18 protein-coding genes are annotated in these 17,939 nt (G+C 60.8%); 5 read left to right on the top strand and 13 right to left on the bottom strand.

All coding sequences use genetic code 11. The features are described 5' to 3' along the window. Window positions 1-26 precede the first annotated feature (26 nt). The 4 genes from ispF to DXY16_RS07615 form a co-directional block, all read right to left on the bottom strand. The gene (gene ispF / locus DXY16_RS07630) at window positions 27-512 is read right to left on the bottom strand and encodes a 2-C-methyl-D-erythritol 2,4-cyclodiphosphate synthase (protein ID WP_115120646.1); all 486 of its coding nucleotides are present in this window, start codon (window positions 510-512) and stop codon (window positions 27-29) included. Window positions 513-568: 56 nt separating this feature from the next. Further along, window positions 569-1,270, bottom strand: a complete 702-nt coding sequence (gene trmD / locus DXY16_RS07625; RefSeq protein WP_115120645.1) for a tRNA (guanosine(37)-N1)-methyltransferase TrmD — start codon at window positions 1,268-1,270, stop codon at window positions 569-571. A 6-nt stretch (window positions 1,271-1,276) separates the two neighbouring features. After that, window positions 1,277-1,786, bottom strand: a complete 510-nt coding sequence (locus DXY16_RS07620) for a phycobiliprotein lyase (RefSeq protein ID WP_115120644.1) — start codon at window positions 1,784-1,786, stop codon at window positions 1,277-1,279. Between the two features lie 243 nt (window positions 1,787-2,029). Then, a complete protein-coding gene (locus DXY16_RS07615; RefSeq protein WP_115120643.1) occupies window positions 2,030-2,440 on the bottom strand; it encodes a hypothetical protein in 411 nt (136 codons plus the stop codon). Window positions 2,441-2,558: 118 nt separating this feature from the next. Between DXY16_RS07615 and DXY16_RS07610 the strand changes: the two genes are divergently transcribed. Together DXY16_RS07610 and DXY16_RS07605 are read left to right on the top strand one after the other, a co-directional pair. Continuing rightward, on the top strand, window positions 2,559-2,855 hold the full coding sequence (locus DXY16_RS07610) for a hypothetical protein (protein WP_244281609.1): 297 nt from the start codon (window positions 2,559-2,561) through the stop codon (window positions 2,853-2,855). 63 nt (window positions 2,856-2,918) lie between these two features. Further along, on the top strand, window positions 2,919-3,452 hold the full coding sequence (locus DXY16_RS07605) for a hypothetical protein (protein WP_115120641.1): 534 nt from the start codon (window positions 2,919-2,921) through the stop codon (window positions 3,450-3,452). A gap of 52 nt (window positions 3,453-3,504) precedes the next feature. On the opposite strand, the gene era is transcribed toward DXY16_RS07605, so the two are convergent. Then, the gene (era, locus tag DXY16_RS07600) at window positions 3,505-4,452 is read right to left on the bottom strand and encodes a GTPase Era (protein ID WP_115120640.1); all 948 of its coding nucleotides are present in this window, start codon (window positions 4,450-4,452) and stop codon (window positions 3,505-3,507) included. Window positions 4,453-4,528: 76 nt separating this feature from the next. Between era and DXY16_RS07595 the strand changes: the two genes are divergently transcribed. Then, complete coding sequence (locus DXY16_RS07595) at window positions 4,529-5,047, top strand: hypothetical protein (RefSeq protein WP_115120639.1); 519 nt, start codon at window positions 4,529-4,531, stop codon at window positions 5,045-5,047. Window positions 5,048-5,162: 115 nt separating this feature from the next. Here the strand turns inward: DXY16_RS07595 and DXY16_RS07590 are convergent, their stop codons facing one another. From DXY16_RS07590 to DXY16_RS07570, 5 genes are all read right to left on the bottom strand, one after another. After that, entirely contained in the window at window positions 5,163-5,897 is a 735-nt protein-coding gene (locus DXY16_RS07590) for a Bax inhibitor-1 family protein (protein ID WP_115120638.1), read from the bottom strand. A 95-nt stretch (window positions 5,898-5,992) separates the two neighbouring features. Next, complete coding sequence (locus DXY16_RS07585) at window positions 5,993-7,006, bottom strand: PhoH family protein (RefSeq protein WP_115120637.1); 1,014 nt, start codon at window positions 7,004-7,006, stop codon at window positions 5,993-5,995. A gap of 8 nt (window positions 7,007-7,014) precedes the next feature. Continuing rightward, entirely contained in the window at window positions 7,015-7,419 is a 405-nt protein-coding gene (rpsP, locus tag DXY16_RS07580) for a 30S ribosomal protein S16 (RefSeq protein WP_115120636.1), read from the bottom strand. Window positions 7,420-7,495: 76 nt separating this feature from the next. Continuing rightward, the gene (gene ffh, locus DXY16_RS07575) at window positions 7,496-8,989 is read right to left on the bottom strand and encodes a signal recognition particle protein (RefSeq protein ID WP_115120635.1); all 1,494 of its coding nucleotides are present in this window, start codon (window positions 8,987-8,989) and stop codon (window positions 7,496-7,498) included. An 83-nt stretch (window positions 8,990-9,072) separates the two neighbouring features. Continuing rightward, window positions 9,073-11,313, bottom strand: a complete 2,241-nt coding sequence (locus DXY16_RS07570) for an ARC6/PARC6 family protein (RefSeq protein ID WP_244281608.1) — start codon at window positions 11,311-11,313, stop codon at window positions 9,073-9,075. A gap of 40 nt (window positions 11,314-11,353) precedes the next feature. Between DXY16_RS07570 and pdhA the strand changes: the two genes are divergently transcribed. Beyond that, on the top strand, window positions 11,354-12,445 hold the full coding sequence (pdhA, locus tag DXY16_RS07565; RefSeq protein WP_115120634.1) for a pyruvate dehydrogenase (acetyl-transferring) E1 component subunit alpha: 1,092 nt from the start codon (window positions 11,354-11,356) through the stop codon (window positions 12,443-12,445). 76 nt (window positions 12,446-12,521) lie between these two features. Here the strand turns inward: pdhA and DXY16_RS07560 are convergent, their stop codons facing one another. Beyond that, complete coding sequence (locus tag DXY16_RS07560) at window positions 12,522-13,463, bottom strand: RpoD/SigA family RNA polymerase sigma factor (RefSeq protein WP_115120633.1); 942 nt, start codon at window positions 13,461-13,463, stop codon at window positions 12,522-12,524. Between the two features lie 159 nt (window positions 13,464-13,622). Further along, window positions 13,623-15,200 (bottom strand): NAD(P)H-hydrate dehydratase, encoded by a 1,578-nt coding sequence (locus DXY16_RS07555; protein WP_115120632.1) that lies wholly within the window; start codon window positions 15,198-15,200, stop codon window positions 13,623-13,625. A gap of 48 nt (window positions 15,201-15,248) precedes the next feature. On the opposite strand from DXY16_RS07555, the gene mnmA reads away from it, so the two are divergent. Further along, complete coding sequence (mnmA, locus tag DXY16_RS07550; protein WP_371410883.1) at window positions 15,249-16,451, top strand: tRNA 2-thiouridine(34) synthase MnmA; 1,203 nt, start codon at window positions 15,249-15,251, stop codon at window positions 16,449-16,451. On the opposite strand, the gene DXY16_RS07545 is transcribed toward mnmA, so the two are convergent. Beyond that, the gene (locus DXY16_RS07545) at window positions 16,372-17,904 is read right to left on the bottom strand and encodes an apolipoprotein N-acyltransferase (protein ID WP_115120944.1); all 1,533 of its coding nucleotides are present in this window, start codon (window positions 17,902-17,904) and stop codon (window positions 16,372-16,374) included. The two genes, mnmA and DXY16_RS07545, sit on opposite strands and share 80 nt — an antisense overlap. Window positions 17,905-17,939: the final 35 nt, after the last annotated feature.

Genomic DNA, 17,939 nt, shown 5'->3' with positions numbered 1-17,939 from the left:
CCAGCAGACGATACGCAGCAGCAGGGTCATGCGGTTTGCAGTAGGGCAACAGCCTGACAAGAAATGCCCTCCTCCCGCCCTTCGGGTCCAAGCTTTTCGTTGGTCGTTGCTTTCACACCCACCCGTTCGGGCTCAATGCCAATGCAGCTGGCGATCGCATGGCGCATCGCTTCGATATGAGGCTTCAACTTGGGGCGCTCAGCAATCAGCACCGAATCCACATTCACCACCTGCCAGCCCTGATCACGCACCAGCGCTACCACCTGGTTCAGTAACACCAGGCTGTCGGCTCCCTTCCACTGAGGGTCATCGGGGGGGAAGTACTTACCGATGTCTCCAAGCGAAAGGGCACCGAGCAAGGCATCCATGATCGCGTGAACCAGAACATCGGCATCACTGTGGCCATCAAGCCCCAGGCCAGCCGGATGATCAAGCTGCTGCCCCCCAAGGATCAGGGGACGACCCGGAACAAGCCGGTGGATGTCATAACCATTGCCGATGCGCAGCTGCATGAATGCCTGGCCCAACCCTTGGCATTCTCAACGACCAGCCCAGCAGCTGCAGCCGACTACTGCTGTTTCTCCTGCCAACGTCGATGCAGATCCGGACGTCGTTCCCTCGTGCGCTGCTCCCGCTGAGCCTGGCGCCAGGCATCGATGGCGCCATGATCACCACTGCGCAAGACATCCGGAACCGTCATCCCACGGAACTCCGCCGGCCGGGTGTAGTGGGGATGCTCCAGCAACAGATCACTGTGACTCTCATCCACCAAGGACGCGGCGGTTCCCACCGTGCCGGGCAACAGGCGTACAACCCCATTAATGATGGTCATCGCCGGCAATTCGCCACCGGTGAGCACAAAATCCCCTAACGACACCTCCTCATCAGCCAAACCGCGAATGCGCTCATCAAAGCCTTCGTAGTGGCCGCACAGAAGCACCAACTGATCAAAGTCTTCTGCCCAGCGCTGAAGATCAGCCTGCTTCAGGGGCTGGCCCTGTGGGCTCATCATCAGCACACGCCGACGCGGCAGAACGGGCAGTGCCTCAAAGGCCGCATAGACAGGTTCCGGTTTCAGCACCATGCCAGCCCCTCCGCCATAGGGGATGTCATCGACCTTGTGATGGCGATCGGTGGTGTGATCGCGAGGATTGTGCAGATGCAGCTCAGCGATGCCGGCAGCGAAAGCGCGACCGATCACACCGAGCTCCAGCAGAGGAGCGAAAGCCTGGGGCACCAGGCTGAGCACATCCAAACGAAAGGGCGCCATCAGGCCTTAGCGAGCGGGAGAGGAGACCCGACGGATCTCGGAACAGAAGCTCGCCTGCTGAGGAGTCCCCGACCGGTCCACCAGCGTGGTCGTGCGCAGGCGCAGATTGGCCTTGATGAACCAAACGCGCTCCAGCACCTCGGCATCATCATCCGCAGGAAAACGGAGCTCGAGGCAACCATCCTTCCGCAATTGCCAGCCCCCCGACTGGATGGCCTGGGCCGCACCACCCGCACGCTGAACCACACCATCAGCACTGAAGACCAGGCGACTGAGCGGCTTGCCCTCGCCGTCGCTCACCGTCAAGGCAGCGCAACCGGTCGGATCGTCGTCAGACCGGATTTCGACCTCGCCGCGCTCACTTTGATGCCACTCCTCCGAGCCATCGAGGGCAAAGGTGCTTCGCAGGCTCATCCAGCGACCGACACAGAGCTGCGAGAAAGCTTGCAGGGTTTCGGGCGGGAAGGGAAGGTCGGCCACCGGAGACACAGCCGTAGGGGCAGGGGCATCAGTCATGTGGCGATTCTCTCAGCCCTGCCTCACAACCTGGCAACACTGCACCGAGCACAGCAGCAATAACCACAACGAAATTCACCGCTGATCGGGGCGAAAAGCGCGAGCAAACCGTCTTCCGCACTGGACTCGTGACGGATCTCTACCGGACCGACCCAACCGCTATCTGAGCTTGAAGCGGGTGTGCCGATGCACTCTGTTCTTAGCGGCTGCACCGGAGCAGGCGAACAGAGCTTGGCGACAGCCTCAATAACAGGAATCACCAGGTTTCAATTTGGCCGCTGCTTCTGGGAAGGTTCGTTTCCAGATCCGACAGTTTTCTGCCTCGGTGAACTCGGATCGGTCAGGGACCGGTGCAGGCTTGATCTCTGGCGCAGGGACAGACGGGGTTGTCAACTCAGCAGGGTCATTGATGGGCTCAGCCGGAGCCGTCCCTGGCAGGACTGGATTCACTCCACCTTCAACCGGAGGCAGCGGCGTCTCGTCCAGGCTGATCGGCGGCGACTCAAAGCGGCCCAGCAGCGACACTCCGGCGAGATAGCCCACAACGCCAAAGGCGACGGCCACAAAGACGTAGAAATTGCGTTCAGCCGGCAAGGTCTTCTCAAGCCAGGGGGGGAGCTGCTGAAGCCGTTGACGGAGCCGTGCGCGTTTCATCACCCTTCCCCACTAATGGCAACGTAACGCCGGCAGAGCATTGAAGAGAGCTCACGCTCAGCCGAAGCGCTCAAACAAAGCTATTCAACAGACTGGTGACGACTGAGTTTCCCTGTCTGTGCCACACACCCCTCCCAAGAGCTTGGATCAAGCCCTCACGGTGCTGCTGCGCGCCTTGGTGAACCCAGCCATGGTGCAAGCCACCAAGTCCATGGAGGGCGACCCCAGAGCACGCATCGCCGATTGCATCGACCAGACGCGAATCGAAGCCTCCGAAGGCGCCTCGCTGGTGGCAGTCTGCGCTCCCCATGGCCGCGCCATGCTCACCCAGGCACAACAAACGCTTGAACGACTGGAAAGCCTCCAACTGCTGGCCAATCAAACAACACGTGAGCAAGATCACAGCGATGACTGACGGTCGTCAATTCACGCGGCTACTGGTAGCGAGATGGTGAGGACATCGAACCAGTTCACCCCCATGAAACTCCTTGCTCTCACCCTGGCCGCAGTCCTTCCTGCAGCCATCGTCGCTCCAGCCCAGGCCCAGCACTACGGCATGCATCCGGATTACGGCATGCATCCTGGTTACGGCATCGATCCTGGGTACGGCATCGATCCTGGCTTCGCGCCGCACCCCGACTACGGAACCGACATGACCGTCGGCAACATCATCGACTCCGTGTTGGCCCCAATCGCCGGCTATCCCGAAATCAGGCCTGTTTATCCCAATGTGAGCCAGCGCCGCTGCCACGCCTTACATGCCCGTGGTCAGTTCGCAGCCATCAATGGTGCCCGATTCCAGATCAGCCCTGCCTACTCGCCGAAGGTCACCAAGACCTGGGTGGACGGTAGTCACTGTCGCTCTGCTGCGGTTGGTTATGTGGGGCAATGGCACACCATTCAGGCAGGCTGGTCTCCCGTGAGCACGCGCTTTGATCTTCGTCACGGCAACCTCGTCGAAACCCGCAACGGTCGCAAGTTGATCTATAGCCCCGTCTACCGGATGTGGTGAGTCACAGATAGCCGATTCGCGAGCCTCCCATTTGCATGGGGGGCTTGGCCTGTCAGAGGTGCTCTTCGCTGTAGCCAAGTTCGTTTAAGCGGGCTGGGCTTGTTCGCCAATTCGGCACCACCTTCACGAACAATTCCAGGTACACGGAACCATCAATCAGGGTCTGCATCTGAAGACGTGCGCCCTGTCCAATGGTCTTGAGCATGGCGCCACCCTTGCCGATCAAGATCCCTTTCTGGCTTTTTCGCTCCACCAGCACCGTTGCCAGCACAGCGGTGCGGGGCTTGCTTCCCTTGCCCTTTGTCGGCATGTCTTCCACGCGTTCGATCTGCACCGCCACGCTGTGAGGCACTTCCTCCCTGGTGTGAGCCAGCACCTGTTCGCGAATCAGCTCCCCCATCAGGAGGCGTTCGGGCTGGTCGCTCACCATGTCGGGGGGGTAGAGCTGTGGCCCTTCAGGCATCCGGGCACTGATCGCGGCGACGAGATCAGGACAGCCTTCGCCACTGAGAGCACTGCAATGCAGCAGAGGCCAGTCAGTTTCGGCCAACAGCTCGCGATACGCGGCATCGGCCTGCGGCCGTTGATCCACTGGGACCTTGTCCCATTTGTTGAGTACCACCTGCACAGGCAAGCGCTGCTGCTGCAGCAGATTGACGATAAAAGCATCGCCGCGGCCTGGCTTCTCACAGCCCTCCAGCAACAACAACACCTGGTCCACTTCGCCAATGGCTGCCCGGGCGCTCTGCACCAAACGCTCTCCCAGAAGGTGGTGGGGTTTATGGATGCCGGGAGTATCCACCAGGATCAATTGGGCCTCCGCAGTTGTGAGGATGGCCCGTAAGCGGTTGCGGGTGGTCTGGGCCACTGGCGAGGTGATCGCCACCTTGTCTCCCACCAGCTGATTCACCAGGGTGGACTTGCCCACATTGGGGCGGCCGATCAGGGCCACAAAGCCGGAACGGAACACTCCTTGCTCGTCGGGTCCCGTGTGATCCATTAAACGCCTGGTTCGCCTGTCCTCCAGCCTCTCAGCTCATCAGCCCATAGGCTGAGGCCATGGTTGGATCCCACAGATGAGCAGGCTTGAGCCCAGTTTCCAGCAGGCGATGGAGATCGCCGCCGGATGGCTGAAGCAATGGGATGACGAGGAAATCAGCGACGAGGTGATCGCCGACAGGGTGGGCGAACTGGTCGCCAGCCGTGACGGAGCGCGCGGGTTTTTCGTGGTGAGCCTGGCCGGTGACAGCGCCCTGATGGACCGCCTGCCGGAAGCCCTTCTGATCAAACTGCGGGAAGCCGGTGATGGCGTGGTTGACCTGACGGCCCGAAACCTGGCCATGAGTGCCGCCATGGTCCATCACCACCAGGGCAACGGCGACGGCGAACAGGCTGCCGGATCGGAACGCGTGAACAGCCGCTGCATTGAACTGCTGCGCCAACTCGAATCCGCTCGCGTCAAAGTGCGTCTCGACACCCTGCTTGATGCCGCGGCCCACAACCGTGGTGAGGATGTCAGTTTTCTAGAGCGATGGGGCTACAACGACGCCCAGAAGGCCGCCATCCATGCCGCGATTAACGCCGTTGCGGAGTAAGCCAAACACCAGCTTCGAGGGGATCAGTGGCCGAAGCGAAGCAGGCCTAGACACAACAAAGCCCCGGCTCTCGCCGGGGCCAAGGCTGGTCGAACAACCAGCTCAGGGATCACGCTCAGTCGCGACGACCACCACCCTGCAGAGCAATGATTAGACGCAATACAAAGACGAACAGGTTGATGTACGTCAGATACATCCCCAGGGCTCCTGAGAGGTACTGATCATCGCGATACATCCTAGGCATCGTATAGAAATCGACGAAAGCCATTCCCACGAACAGCACCGTGCCAAAGCCGGCGATCGCGAGATTGGTGATTTCATACAGGCCAGGAATAAAGAAGCTGGCAATAAAGATGCCAACCATCGCGATCACCAGGCCAAACAAACCAAGGCTGACCACCGAGGTGAGCGCCTGACCCACGCTGTCGCTCATGCGACGTCCAAACACGGAGGCCACCACAAAGGTGAGACCGGTGGCCAACGCTGCGATGCCAATCGATGCGGCACCTGCCACATAGATCGCCTGAACGACAAGGCCAGTGAGGGTGAAGCCAGTGAGCAAACTAAAGGTGGCCATCAGTGGCAACGCGGTGCCGTTGTTGGCCTTCTTGGCCGCGTTCTGGGCGACGAAAAACAGGATGAACCACGGAATGATCGCGACCATCGAAAGGCCGTTGAAGGCCTGGTAACCGATCGAGGCCATGGTGGCCATACCACCGAGCACACCTCCGGCGGTCAGCACCATGCCACCACCCACGTAGGGCAAGGCTTTATTGACAACGTTGGGGCCAACCAGAGCGCTCGATTGCGCCTCGCGAATGGCCTCCTGGAAATTACTGCTGGCTGGCATGGATCTCCTGATCACTGTCAATACTTTGCCAGCCCTGACAAGGTTTTGGGCAGAAAACAGGTTCGGATCTCCCCATCAATTCCTGTTGCAGTGCATTAGCGCCGCGGCCTCTGTCCGCCGGATCCAGCCGGCCCACCGTTGGCTTTGTCCCGCCGGGCATAGGCCTCCACAACCCGTTGCACCATGGGATGGCGAACCACATCGGCTGCGGTGAGCTTGCAAACGGCAACCCCCTCAACCCCCTCAAGCACCTGAGCCGCTTCGACCAAGCCACTGAGCTGCCCCTGAGGCAGATCAACCTGGGTGATGTCTCCAGTCACCACCATGCGAGAGCGCTCCCCAAGCCGGGTGAGCACCATGCGCATCTGCGCCGGCGTGGTGTTCTGCGCTTCATCGAGAATCACAAACGCTTCCGACAGGGTGCGACCACGCATGTAGGCCAAGGGGGCCACTTCAATCACACCTTTTTCGAGCAAGGCGCTGGTTTTTTCGGGTCCCAACAGGGCATGCAAGGCGTCATAGAGGGGGCGCAGGTAGGGATCCACCTTCTGCTGCAGATCACCCGGCAGAAAACCGAGCCGTTCTCCCGCCTCCACCGCTGGACGGGTGAGAATCAATCGCTCCACCTTGCGTTCAGTGAGCATGCGCACGGCCAGCACCGTGGCCAAAAAGGTTTTGCCGGTTCCAGCAGGACCAAGGGCCAACGTGAGGTCGTGTCGCTCCATCGCCTCGACGTAGTTTTTCTGCCGCAAGGTCCGCGGCCTGAGCAGATTGCCCCGCTGGCTTCGGGCCAACACCTGCTGACCCATCGCCTCATGATCCTGGTGCCGACCGGTATCGAGAGACTGAAGCGCCGCTTGTACATCAACCGATGACACGCTCTCCCCCTCCTGCCAGAAGGGGCGCAATAGCTCGACAACACCAGCAGCCCTCTCCAATTGGCTGGGTCTGCCACGGATCTCAAGCTGAAGACCCCGCATCACCAAGGAAACACCGGTCAGTGCTTCGAGTTGACGCAGGGTCTGTTCGGATGCTCCGGAGAGGGCCAGAGCCGCTTCCGGAGTTGGGAGATCAAAGAGGAAACGGCCGGCAGTTGTGGCCTCGACCATGACCTCAATCAGGCTTCAGCGCCGGCCTTGGAGGCCCCTTCATCGGAGGATTCAGCAGCAGCTTCAGCGGCGGCGGCAGTCTTCGCCTCAGCAGCCTCTTTCGCGGCTTGCTTGGCAGCAGCCTCACGAGCTGCGTTCTGCTTGGCCTTGCCGACAATTTCAGCAGGACGCACACTCTTCTCGAGCAGTCCGCCCTTCTCGAGCAGGGAACGGACAGCGTCGGTGGGCTGAGCTCCCTGGCTCAACCTCGAGCGCAGACCCTCAGCATCAAGGCGAGTCTCTTTGGTGCGCGGATTGTAATAACCGAGTTCCTCCAAGGGGCGACCGTCACGACGAGACGTGCTGTTGCAGGCCACGAGGCGGAAGCTCGCTTCCCGCTTCTTACCGAACCGCTTCAGGCGGAGCTTGATCATCGTGGCGCTACTTGTTGGTGGAACTCGGCACGGATTGAAAACCGCGTGCCAAACAGTAACCATACCTTGCGGGGTGTCACAGGTCTCCGAACCCCTTTTTCTTCTTGACCGGGCGCTGTCGGCGGGGAGGACCGCCACCACGCGAGGGGCGACCACCACCACCGCCCATCCCAGGCATTCCCATGCCTGGCATCCCTGGCATGCCACCGCCCATCCCAGGCATTCCCATGCCCGGCATCCCCGGCATACCACCACCCATGCCAGGCATGCCGCCGCCGCGCGTCATCTGCTGCATGAACCCGCGCATCTTCTGGAAGTCAGCCAGCACCTTGTCCACATCCGCAGGCTGGTAACCACAACCAGAGGCAATCCGCCGTCGCCGCGACGGCTGAGCCGCCAAAAGCTCGGGCTGGGTGCGCTCGGCGGCCGTCATCGAACCGATCATCGCCTCGATCTTCTTTAACTGCTGCTCCCCCTGTTTGAGCATGCCGTCATCGAGCTTGTTCATGCCCGGGATCATCTTCATCAATCCCCCGAGCGATCCCATCCGCTTGATCAGACGCATCTGCTTCAAGAAGTCGGAGAAGTCAAACGACGCCTCCTGCAGCTTCTTCTGCATCTGCTCAACATCGGCGAGCTCGACCTCCTTCTGGGCCTTCTCCACCAAGGTGAGCACGTCCCCCATGCCGAGGATTCGGCTCGCCATCCGCTCCGGGTGGAAGGGCTGGAGTGCCTCAACCTTTTCGCCGGTGCCGATGAACTTGATCGGCTGACCGCTGACCTTCCGAATCGAAAGAGCAGCACCACCGCGTGAATCACCGTCGAGCTTGGTGAGCACCGCCCCGGTGATTCCGACCTGATCGTGGAAAGCACGGGTGAGTTCGGCCGCCTCCTGGCCGATCATCGAATCCACCACCAGCAGCACCTCATCGGGCTGCACTGCGGTGCGGATCCGCACCATCTCCTCCATCATCGACGTGTCGATCTGAAGCCGACCAGCGGTATCGACCAGCAAGGTGTCGAACCCCTCTTCTTTGGCCTTGGCCAAACCGGCAGAAGCGATGTCCTCCGGTTTGGCCTCAGCACCAAGACTGAACACCTCCACACCGATCTGCTCGCCAAGAGTCCGGAGCTGCTCGATCGCGGCAGGGCGATAAACGTCTGCACCCACCATCAGAGCCTTGCGACCCTGATCCTTGAGATGGAGGCCAAGCTTGGCCGTGGCCGTGGTTTTACCGGCACCCTGCAAACCAGCCATCAGCACGACCGTGGGTGCCTGATCAGCCTTGGCCAGAGGGGCGTTGTCGCCACCCATCACCTCGACCAACTGTTCGTGCACCACCTGGATGAACTTCTGATCGGGGCTGACGCCTCGGACCACATCGGCTCCAACGGCCTTGTCGCGCACCTCAGCCACAAAATCCTTCACCACCGGGAGACTGACGTCGGCCTCGAGCAGGGCCCGACGCACCTCCTTGAGGGCACCCTCCACATTGGTATCTGAGATCTTGTCCTGACCCCTCAGCCCCTTAACCGCATCTTCAAAGCGGGCTGACAGCTCATCGAACATGGAAGCGATCCGCAAACGGTGATGTGTTGATGGTAAAAGCCACCTTTCTCACCGCTTGCGTCAGCCACTGCTCTGGCTGAAGCTCAGCTGCCGAAATAGGCATGCAGGCGCCATTGCTGGCCGTCACGGCCAAGGATGTAAGTGATCGGCAAGGAGGTGGCTGCAGTGCGTTCCATCACCTGGCCGCTGGCATCGAGGCGCTCATCGCTGTAGGCCACCTTTGCCTTGATCTCAATGCGATTGGCATTGCTACTCACCACCTCCACGGAGGTGATCGTGGCTGCCACCTTCTGGTTCGCTCCGATCGCAGCATCCCGTTGGCGCTGCGACTGCACCTGAGCCAGAAGCCCATCCCGGGCCACATCCGCTAGTCGTGCATCCGCCAAGGAGCCCCCGGCCAGCACCTGGGCCTTGCGATCCAACCAGGCTTGCAACAACCCCTCTAATTGGGCGGTGGTGGGCTGATCATCCCTAAGGGCATAAGCCTGAGCAGGCTTCAACAGTGCTGGCGAAGCCGTTGACGCGGTTGACTCGGTCTGGCTGGCCCTGTTTCGGCTGAGATCCGCCTGATTGAGATCCGTCTGAGAGGACTGGGTCTGAGGCTGAGCTTGGGAAAGGCCTTGGGAGCTGCCTGCTTGATCGGCACTGGGACTGGATTCCTGCCGGAGACCAACCACACTGAAAGCAGCAACAACAGCCACCACACCAGCAAACACCGCTGAACCGATCACCACTGGACGACTGGGAGGATTGAGAGGAGGCAGAGGGAGTGCTGGGCGAGGGAGCGTCACCTTCGGGATCGACCACTGCGGCATCGACCACTCCGCCATGGACCACTGCGGCCTGGACCACTGCGGACGAGACAGGCCGGCCAAGCGATCGAGCCAATCGGTCGAAGCCTGTTTGGTCGGACTGCTTTGATCAGCCTCCTCAGCCAAAGCGGATGAGGCTTCACCGATGGGCAGAGGCATCAAGCCATCCGGATCGAGAGGGAACGCAGGGAAGGGGTCTTGCTCCTGGGCCGAGGAAGGGGAGGACTCCTTCACACGACTGAGCTGGCGACCTTCAATCCGTTCGAGACGTTCAACAAACGCCTGTACATCCCGATCCGCGAACCAAGCCTCAAGATCCACCGCCTCGGCATCCACGTCTCGGAAACCCGGCAGCACATCACGCCGCAACCAGGCCCTGCAGTAGTCGCAAAGAGCGGCGAGATCATCTCCGGGATGCTTCAGCAACCATTGCTGTAAATCGCTATCCGAAGACGCGAGTACATGGGTCTGGGCACGATCCACATCACCGAGCAGGAGGTCAAGGCATCCCTGCAGCGGCCGCATATCCAGACCATCCACTTCCAAGGACTGCAGACGCTGACGCGCTTCCTCAAGCCGCTCCGGCTTACGCCGAGAGAACCCAGCTGCGCTGAGGGCCATCACCTCCAGGAAGGCGGCATCGCTGGAGCCGCCTCGCTGCCAGCGCTGATAGAGATCCAACTGTTCTTGAACGGTGAGGAAGCGGCGAATCTGCTGAAAGAACAGCTCAAATTCACCCTGGCTAAGGCTGTGACTGTCGTTGTTCAGTGTTGAGCCTTCAAGCCCCCCCCGCTCATTCACCAGTTCATCCAGGAGTTGCAAACCCTGTTGACGCGACACCTCCTCAGCCAGATCGCGGCTGAGGAGGTCAAGAATCCGATAAGGCGTGAGCTGGAGCAGATCCTGCTCGATCTCTTGACGCTGATCCGGGAGCTTGCCCACCCGTTGAAGCAGCTGCAGGCCATCGGTCAGCAGGCCCGCTGCCGATTCATAACGACGGCTTTCCTGATCCTGTCGGGAGGCATCGCGACAAGCAAGAGCGGCCAGCAAGGCGAGATCAGCCTCGCGGTTGCTGCCAAGGGCCGGAGCCTGAGGGGGCTGTAGAGCCTGGCGTGCGAGTTGAAAGGCTTCATGAGGGGAACTGGCTTCCCAAAGAAGCATCAGACCAGCAACTTCGCGGGAGGAAGACAGCTCCAGCCCGGCGATTTCGCCGGGATGCTCCCGACCCAGCTCAAGCAGTGCCGCTTCATACTCCGCTCGGCGTTCAGGGTCTGTGAGCAGATCCGACGAGAGGCGTAGCAGCTCCGACCGCTGCTGCAATGCCTCCTGGGTAAATCCCTGAGATGGGGGCCGATCGATACGCAACTGGAGAGTGCGCAACATCGTTTCGGCCTCGGCAGAGGGGCTTACGCCGAGAAGGCGGAAATGATCAATCGGCAGTTCCACCTTTTCTGAGCCCTTTCCATTGGCAGCAAACTGTAGGCAGAACAAGGGTTTTTGCCCATTGATCATCCGCTGACCCTTACAGTCAGACGTCAATGAGTGGCGTGTCATGGGCCAGGACATCGCGATGGAGACCGAGCGGACTGCAGTTGGCACAGGCCTAACTGGTGCCCATGCAGAGCGTCTCTCAAGTCTGGTCACCGCTAGTCGCGCCCAAGTCGACCGCGAAACCGGTCTGACCTTGTATCGCGATATGACCCTGGGTCGGCGCTTTGAAGACAAGTGCGCCGAGATGTACTACCGGGGCAAAATGTTTGGCTTCGTGCATCTCTATAACGGCCAGGAAGCAGTCAGCACCGGTGTCATTGGTGCGATGAAGCGACAGCACGACTGGTTCTGCAGCACCTATCGCGACCACGTCCATGCCCTCAGCGCCGGCGTTCCCGCCCGCGAGGTCATGAGCGAGCTCTTCGGCAAAGAAACCGGCTGCAGCAAGGGCCGAGGCGGCTCCATGCACTTGTTCTCAAAAGAGCATCACTTGCTTGGTGGCTACGCCTTCATCGGCGAAGGCATCCCAGTCGCCCTCGGAGCTGCCTTCACAAGCCGCTACAAGCGTGAGGCCCTGGGTGAAGCAGATAGCGACTCCGTAACAGCCGCCTTTTTTGGTGACGGGACCTGCAACATCGGTCAGTTTTATGAATGCCTGAACATGGCGCAGCTTTGGAAGCTGCCGATCATCTTCGTGGTGGAAAACAACAAGTGGGCCATCGGTATGGACCACAACCGTGCCACCAGTGATCCTGAGATTTGGCGTAAGGCGGCTTCCTTCGGCATGGCCGGAGAGGAAGTGGATGGCATGGACGTACTGGCGGTTCGCGCTGCGGCTGAACGAGCTGTTGCCCGAGCCCGAGCAGGCGAAGGCCCCACCCTGCTCGAATGCCTCACCTACCGCTTCCGTGGCCACTCCCTGGCCGACCCTGATGAGCTGCGGGCCGAAGAGGAGAAACAGTTCTGGGCACAGCGAGACCCGCTCAAGGCCCTTGAGCGCGATCTTGTCTCAGCCGGCCTGGTCAGCAGCGAGGAGCTGCGGGCCATCGAGAAGGAAATCGACGCAGAAGTGCAGGATTGCGTTGATTTCGCACTCAGCGCTCCAGAACCGGATAGCTCCGAGCTCACTCGCTACATCTGGGCGGAAGACTGAATTCCTCTTGGGATCAAAACCACTACAGATCAGGACTGAACAAGCCCTGATCTGAAATCGGATCTGATCGGAAATTTCAGAACTGTGGAGGAACCCTGCGGGTGAGGTTGCGCAGTTTTCGCAACGCCTTCAGCTCAACCTGGCGCACCCTTTCGCGGGACACTTCCAGCATGCGACCGATCTCTGCCAAGGTGTGACGCTCATTGCCATTCAGGCCGAAGCGCAGGCTGAGAACATGCTGCTCTTGGTCACTGAGATGGCTGAGCCAACGCCCGAGCTGCTCGTGATGAATGCTCTGTTCCACTTTGGCCAGAGGCTCATCACAAGAGTTGTCTGCGATCAGATCACCGAGGAAGCTGCGCCCTTCTTCACCGTTCACAGGCGCATCGAGGCTGCTGGTGGTCAATGCCTGACGAAGAAGGGAATCCAGCTCGTCTAAAGGCATGTCCATGGCCTCAGCGATTTCGATCCGCGAGGGCATGGCACCCAGCTTGTGGGCCAAATCGAGGCTCACCTTGCGAATCGTGGTTAAACGCTCGCTCAGGTGAACAGGAAGACGGATTGTTCGCGACTGGCAGGCAATGGCACGGGTCATGCTCTGGCGAATCCACCAGAAGGCATACGTCGAAAACTTGTAACCACGGGTGGGGTCGAACTTCTCAACTGCTCGCTCCAGGCCAAGGGAACCCTCCTGAATCAGATCAAGCAGTTCCAAACCTTTGCCTTGATATTTCTTGGCAACACTCACGACAAGACGAAGGTTGGCCTTCATCATTCGCTGCTTGGCTCGGCGCCCAACCCGGATCATGCGCCGGTCATGGGAGCTGAACTGATCACTATCGACGGCGATGGAACCGTCTTCAGTGAGAGTCATCATCTGCTGAACTTGATTGCCCAGTTCAATCTCTTCAGCTGGAGTAAGCAGAGGGATTCTTCCGATCGTGGCGAGATACCAACTGATCGGATCACTACTTCGGCGGCGCTGGGATTCAGCAAGACCGGCTGCCAGAGAGGCCATGTTGATCTCCGACTTTGTATTCGATGGGAAGACTTTCCTATGGAAATCCAAATAGGCGTTGTGTTTTCAGCAACCCTTCAGATTCATGAGGTGAAATCGACACAAAAGTCGCGACATGCTTGTTACAAAAACAACTTCTCCGAGTGATTGCAGGGCGTCTCAGCCGGCCGGCGAATTGAGATGCAAAACCATTGCCGAGAGCTGGCTGGCCACAGCCCGAGCCGTGCTGGCCTGATCGCAGGAGCGGGCCGCTTCGCCATGGAGCAGTGCCGCCGCTGCAAGCATCTCGTCCAAGCTCTGGTGCGTGGTCTGATCAGAGATGACCTGCGCACCCCAGCCAGCAGTGAATCCAGCCAGGACGTCGCCCAGGCCAGTCCTTGCGGCCCTGGGGTTACCGCTGATCAGCTGGTGCACGCTCCCTTGCGGTGACGCCAGCAGGGGATGCGCCCCTTTCAAAAGCACTGTGGCTCCGGAGCATGCAGCAGCAGCACGGGCGGCCTCCAGAGGCTGATCGAGACTGATCTTGGGGAACACACGCGCGAACTCGCCGGCATGAGGCGTGATCAAAGTCGGACCAAGGCGCCCTCTGATCCACTGCCAACCACAGGGAGAGGCCGCCATCTGATTCAGGCCATCAGCATCCAGCACCAACAAGCCTGGAAATGTCCGTAATGGCTCTGCCTGCTGCGCCCAGTCACCACCGTTCTCCCCCAGCCCAGGCCCAAGCAGCAGGGCATCCAGCCGCTGAAGATCGTGCCCGGCCAGCCAGCCTCCCCAGTCGAGACCGGATTGGTCGGTAGCCGGCAATGCTGCGGCCAGCACAACTTCCGGAATCAGCTGCCAGATCTCTGCCGCAACTGACTGTGGCAGAGCTGCCTGCACGCTGCCGACTCCACTCGCCAGGACTCCCTGGAGAGCCAACAGAGCAGCGCCGCGATAGCGCTCGCTGCCCGCCACCACCAAAACCCGACCACGCTCATATTTCATCGCTGACCGAGGCGGATGAGGCCTAGGCAGCGTCTGCAGATCGTTCTCGCCAATCATCAACACCGCACTGTTGGCGAGACGGTTGGAGAAAGGCGGGAACAGACGACGTGGCACCCCAGCATCAATCCGATGCAAACGGCCGACATAGGCAAGCGCACAGTCCTGCACCAAACCTCGCTTGATCAAGCCAACCGTGAGCGTGGCGCTTGCCATCGCTGCTCCACCAGCGAACGGGCGACCGCTGTCACCATCCAGTCCCGCTGGCAGATCGAGGCTGACCAATCGTCCAGGTTGTGTTCTCTGACGTTGCTGCAGCAAAGTGGCCAGACCCAAAGGCAGGGGACGGGTCTGCCCCAGACCGAACAACGCTTCGATCCAGAGAGAGGGGTCGTCTGGATCTGGCTCACCTTCAAGCTCAGGCACCCCCAACCAGCGAACATGCTGATAGTGCTGTTGTGTGAGTGGCTGACGCAGGGGTAAAGGGCAGACAATCCGCACAGCAATCCCCACCTGTGCGAGCTCCCGGGCCACCACCAAGCCATCGCCACCGTTATGGCCTGGACCGACCAGCACCAGCACACCCTGCTCCAGCAGGCCAGGCTGTTGAAGACACCAGGCCGCCATCGCCAGACCGACCTTCTCCATCAGAGCGGGAACCGGCAGACCACTCGCCAGCCATTCCTGTTCCAGCGCCACCATTTCAGCCGTACTCACAAGACAGTGATCGGCATCAATCGGGGGCCAGGACACGGAGGGACAGCCGGGATCTCACTATGGAGAGATCCAGCGGTGCCGCCAATGCCGCCCGAACCCGTCATGTCGATCCGCCAGGCCGAGTCACCCACCACGGCCACTGAAGCAGGCGCGCAGGCTCTAGAGCGCCTGCGGCACTGGCCTGGAGAGCATCGCGTGGCCGTTGGACTCTCCGGCGGTGTGGACAGCTCTCTCACTGCCGCCTTGCTGGTGGAAGCTGGCTGGGAGGTGGAGGGACTGACCCTCTGGCTGATGAGTGGCAAAGGAGCCTGCTGCGCTGAAGGCCTCGTGGATGCCGCCGGCATTTGCGAACAGCTGGGCATTCCCCACCACGTCGTTGATTTCAGAGAGCATTTCAAGGAACAGATTGTTCAGTTCCTGGTGGACGGCTATGCCGAAGGGCTGACGCCTCTGCCCTGTTCCCGCTGCAATCGAGAGGTCAAATTCGGGCCGATGATCTCCTGGGCCGAGGAGAACCGGTCAATCGGGCGAATCGCTACAGGCCATTACGCCCGCGTCCGTCCTGCAGACCAGAGCGACAACGGTCGTCATCAGCTGCTGCGCGGACTGGACCATCGCAAAGACCAGAGTTATTTCCTCTACGACCTACCGCAGGAAGCCCTGGGCAAGTTGGTCTTTCCGCTTGGCGAACTAACCAAACCCGACACAAGACTGGAAGCGGAACGCTTCGGCTTGCGGACGGCACAGAAACCGGAAAGCCAGGACCTTTGCCTCGCTGACCATCACGGTTCGATGCGTGCCTTCCTTGACACCTATCTACCTGCACGGGAGGGGGAGATCGTGCTCCTCAATGGCACGGTGGTGGGAAAGCATGACGGCATCGAACATTTCACCATCGGGCAGCGCAAGGGGCTGGGGGTGGCCTGGAGCGAACCGCTGCATGTCGTCCGACTGGAAGCAGCCATGAACCGCGTGGTTGTGGCCACGCGGGAGGAAGCCGGCACCGACAGCTGTGTGGTCGGAGCCTTGAACTGGGTCTCCATGGCACAACCGGCCCTCGGCACACGTCAGCGGGTGGAGGTGCAAGTGCGATACCGCAGTGAGCCTGTAGGCGCTTGGCTGGAGGTGATCAGTCCCACCAGCGACGATGCCGCCGGAGGACGCCCCCACCGCTGCCAACTGAGATTCGATCAGGCCCAGTTCTCAATCACACCTGGCCAGGCGGCGGTGTTTTACGACGGGGAGAGGGTGCTTGGCGGCGGCTTGATCCAGCGACCCGCTCCCTGATACGGGCCAACACCACCACCGCGACAACCAGCTGCAAGGGCCGTTCACCCCAGAACACATAGGGCGTCATGCCGATCAGGGGCTCAAGCTCGGTGATCGCAAGCCCAGGCAGCATCGGCTCGAGCAACTGCTCCACGTTCGCCGTGGCCGACACCGCAGCCGTTGGGCCAGTGTTGGCGACACTCAGCAACGGACGGTTGGTTTCGATGCTGCGCAGCTGGGCCAGCGCCAAAAACTGCCGCTGCAGCAGCAAGGGGTAGGGGTCGAGATTGGCAATGGCCAATAACCACTCGGCTCCATGGCCCACCGCTCTGGCTATCGCCGCCCCATCACTGAGCTCGTAGCAAATCGCCACTGCGGCCGGAGGGCCATCCCAGCGCCATAGGCGGTCTGCAACTCCCGGCGTCACACCGCCGACTGCAGACAGTCCTCCGGCGCTTCCGAGCCAGGCCGGGATCCACTCGCCGAGGGGAACAAGCCGGTGCTTGTCAAGCGCCGCTGATGGTTGCTGCGCCCCTCGCTCCACCAGCAGCAGGGCACTGCGCTGCTGGCCTTGCGTCCAGCGGAAGCCGCCGCTGAGCAAGGGCAGTGGTGCTGGCTCCAGCAATCGTCGCTCCAGTGGCAGGGTTCCCTCCGGTGCCACCAGCCAGTCAGCTCCCTGGAGGGCTGCAGCCTGCAAAGCCCGCTGGAGACGCGCCGGCAAGCGCCGCTGTTGTTCAGAGCTGAATTTCTCGCGAGTGGGCAGCGATGGCTGCCAAAGCCCAACCCGAGCAAGGGAGGGCGAATCAGCAGGAATCGCACCGGAACCAACGCTGTGCAGAAGCCACCAACCGCAGCCATGGGCCATCAACAAGGCCATCAGTCCAGCGACCAACCAGCGGCGCCAAAGAAGTAGACGCCTAGCCACCAACTGCCACAACCACCAACCCGCCAGCAGCTGACAAGCAGCCAGCCCACCACTGCCCAGCCAGCGTGCCAAACCCGCGAGGAGTGGATCACCAGGCAAAAGACTCGAGCCGACGCCGATCCAGAACAGCGGGCCCGATGCCAACAACACCTCGACCAGTCCCCAGAGAGAGGCCATCAGCAGAGCTGTGCTCCAGCGGCTGCGACGACACCATCGCGCCAGTAGCGCCCAGCTGGCGACCAAACCCGCTGCGGCTAGGCCACAGAAACTCCAGATAGCTACAGCCACCGGCAAGCTCAGAGCAGCCGGTACACCGATCCAAGTCAGTGGATGCAAGGCCAGCAACCAGCGATGGCTGACCAAGACCGCAACACAGCCCCAAAGCCCTGCAGCCGGTGGGCAGCGAGCAATCGACCAGAGCAGCGCCAAGGCAGGCAGCATCAACCAAGGTCCAGCTGAACTCCAGCCCGGGGCACTCAGAGCAAGACCCGCCAGTCCACCGCCAGCGAAGGCCTGTAGCCATGCCGAGGATCGGTCATTGCCCATGGTCAGCAGAGGGTGATCAAGCCATCCTGAAGCCA

Origin of the sequence: Synechococcus sp. UW105 (assembly GCF_900473935.1) — a bacterium.
In the GTDB taxonomy this organism is placed as follows: domain Bacteria; phylum Cyanobacteriota; class Cyanobacteriia; order PCC-6307; family Cyanobiaceae; genus Synechococcus_C.
Note: the sequence above shows the minus strand (reverse complement) of the source record. Positions and strands in the feature narration are given on the sequence as shown.

Coding starts and splice junctions, on each gene's coding strand:
- ispF (WP_115120646.1), bottom strand. CDS start 512: ATGCAGCTGCGCATCGGCAATGGTTATGACATCCACCGGCTTGTTCCG.
- trmD (WP_115120645.1), bottom strand. CDS start 1,270: ATGGCGCCCTTTCGTTTGGATGTGCTCAGCCTGGTGCCCCAGGCTTTC.
- DXY16_RS07620 (WP_115120644.1), bottom strand. CDS start 1,786: ATGACTGATGCCCCTGCCCCTACGGCTGTGTCTCCGGTGGCCGACCTT.
- DXY16_RS07615 (WP_115120643.1), bottom strand. CDS start 2,440: ATGAAACGCGCACGGCTCCGTCAACGGCTTCAGCAGCTCCCCCCCTGG.
- DXY16_RS07605 (WP_115120641.1), top strand. CDS start 2,919: ATGAAACTCCTTGCTCTCACCCTGGCCGCAGTCCTTCCTGCAGCCATC.
- era (WP_115120640.1), bottom strand. CDS start 4,452: ATGGATCACACGGGACCCGACGAGCAAGGAGTGTTCCGTTCCGGCTTT.
- DXY16_RS07595 (WP_115120639.1), top strand. CDS start 4,529: ATGAGCAGGCTTGAGCCCAGTTTCCAGCAGGCGATGGAGATCGCCGCC.
- DXY16_RS07590 (WP_115120638.1), bottom strand. CDS start 5,897: ATGCCAGCCAGCAGTAATTTCCAGGAGGCCATTCGCGAGGCGCAATCG.
- DXY16_RS07585 (WP_115120637.1), bottom strand. CDS start 7,006: ATGGTCGAGGCCACAACTGCCGGCCGTTTCCTCTTTGATCTCCCAACT.
- rpsP (WP_115120636.1), bottom strand. CDS start 7,419: ATGATCAAGCTCCGCCTGAAGCGGTTCGGTAAGAAGCGGGAAGCGAGC.
- ffh (WP_115120635.1), bottom strand. CDS start 8,989: ATGTTCGATGAGCTGTCAGCCCGCTTTGAAGATGCGGTTAAGGGGCTG.
- DXY16_RS07570 (WP_244281608.1), bottom strand. CDS start 11,313: ATGATCAATGGGCAAAAACCCTTGTTCTGCCTACAGTTTGCTGCCAAT.
- pdhA (WP_115120634.1), top strand. CDS start 11,354: ATGGGCCAGGACATCGCGATGGAGACCGAGCGGACTGCAGTTGGCACA.
- DXY16_RS07560 (WP_115120633.1), bottom strand. CDS start 13,463: ATGGCCTCTCTGGCAGCCGGTCTTGCTGAATCCCAGCGCCGCCGAAGT.
- mnmA (WP_371410883.1), top strand. CDS start 15,249: ATGCCGCCCGAACCCGTCATGTCGATCCGCCAGGCCGAGTCACCCACC.
- DXY16_RS07545 (WP_115120944.1), bottom strand. CDS start 17,904: ATGGGCAATGACCGATCCTCGGCATGGCTACAGGCCTTCGCTGGCGGT.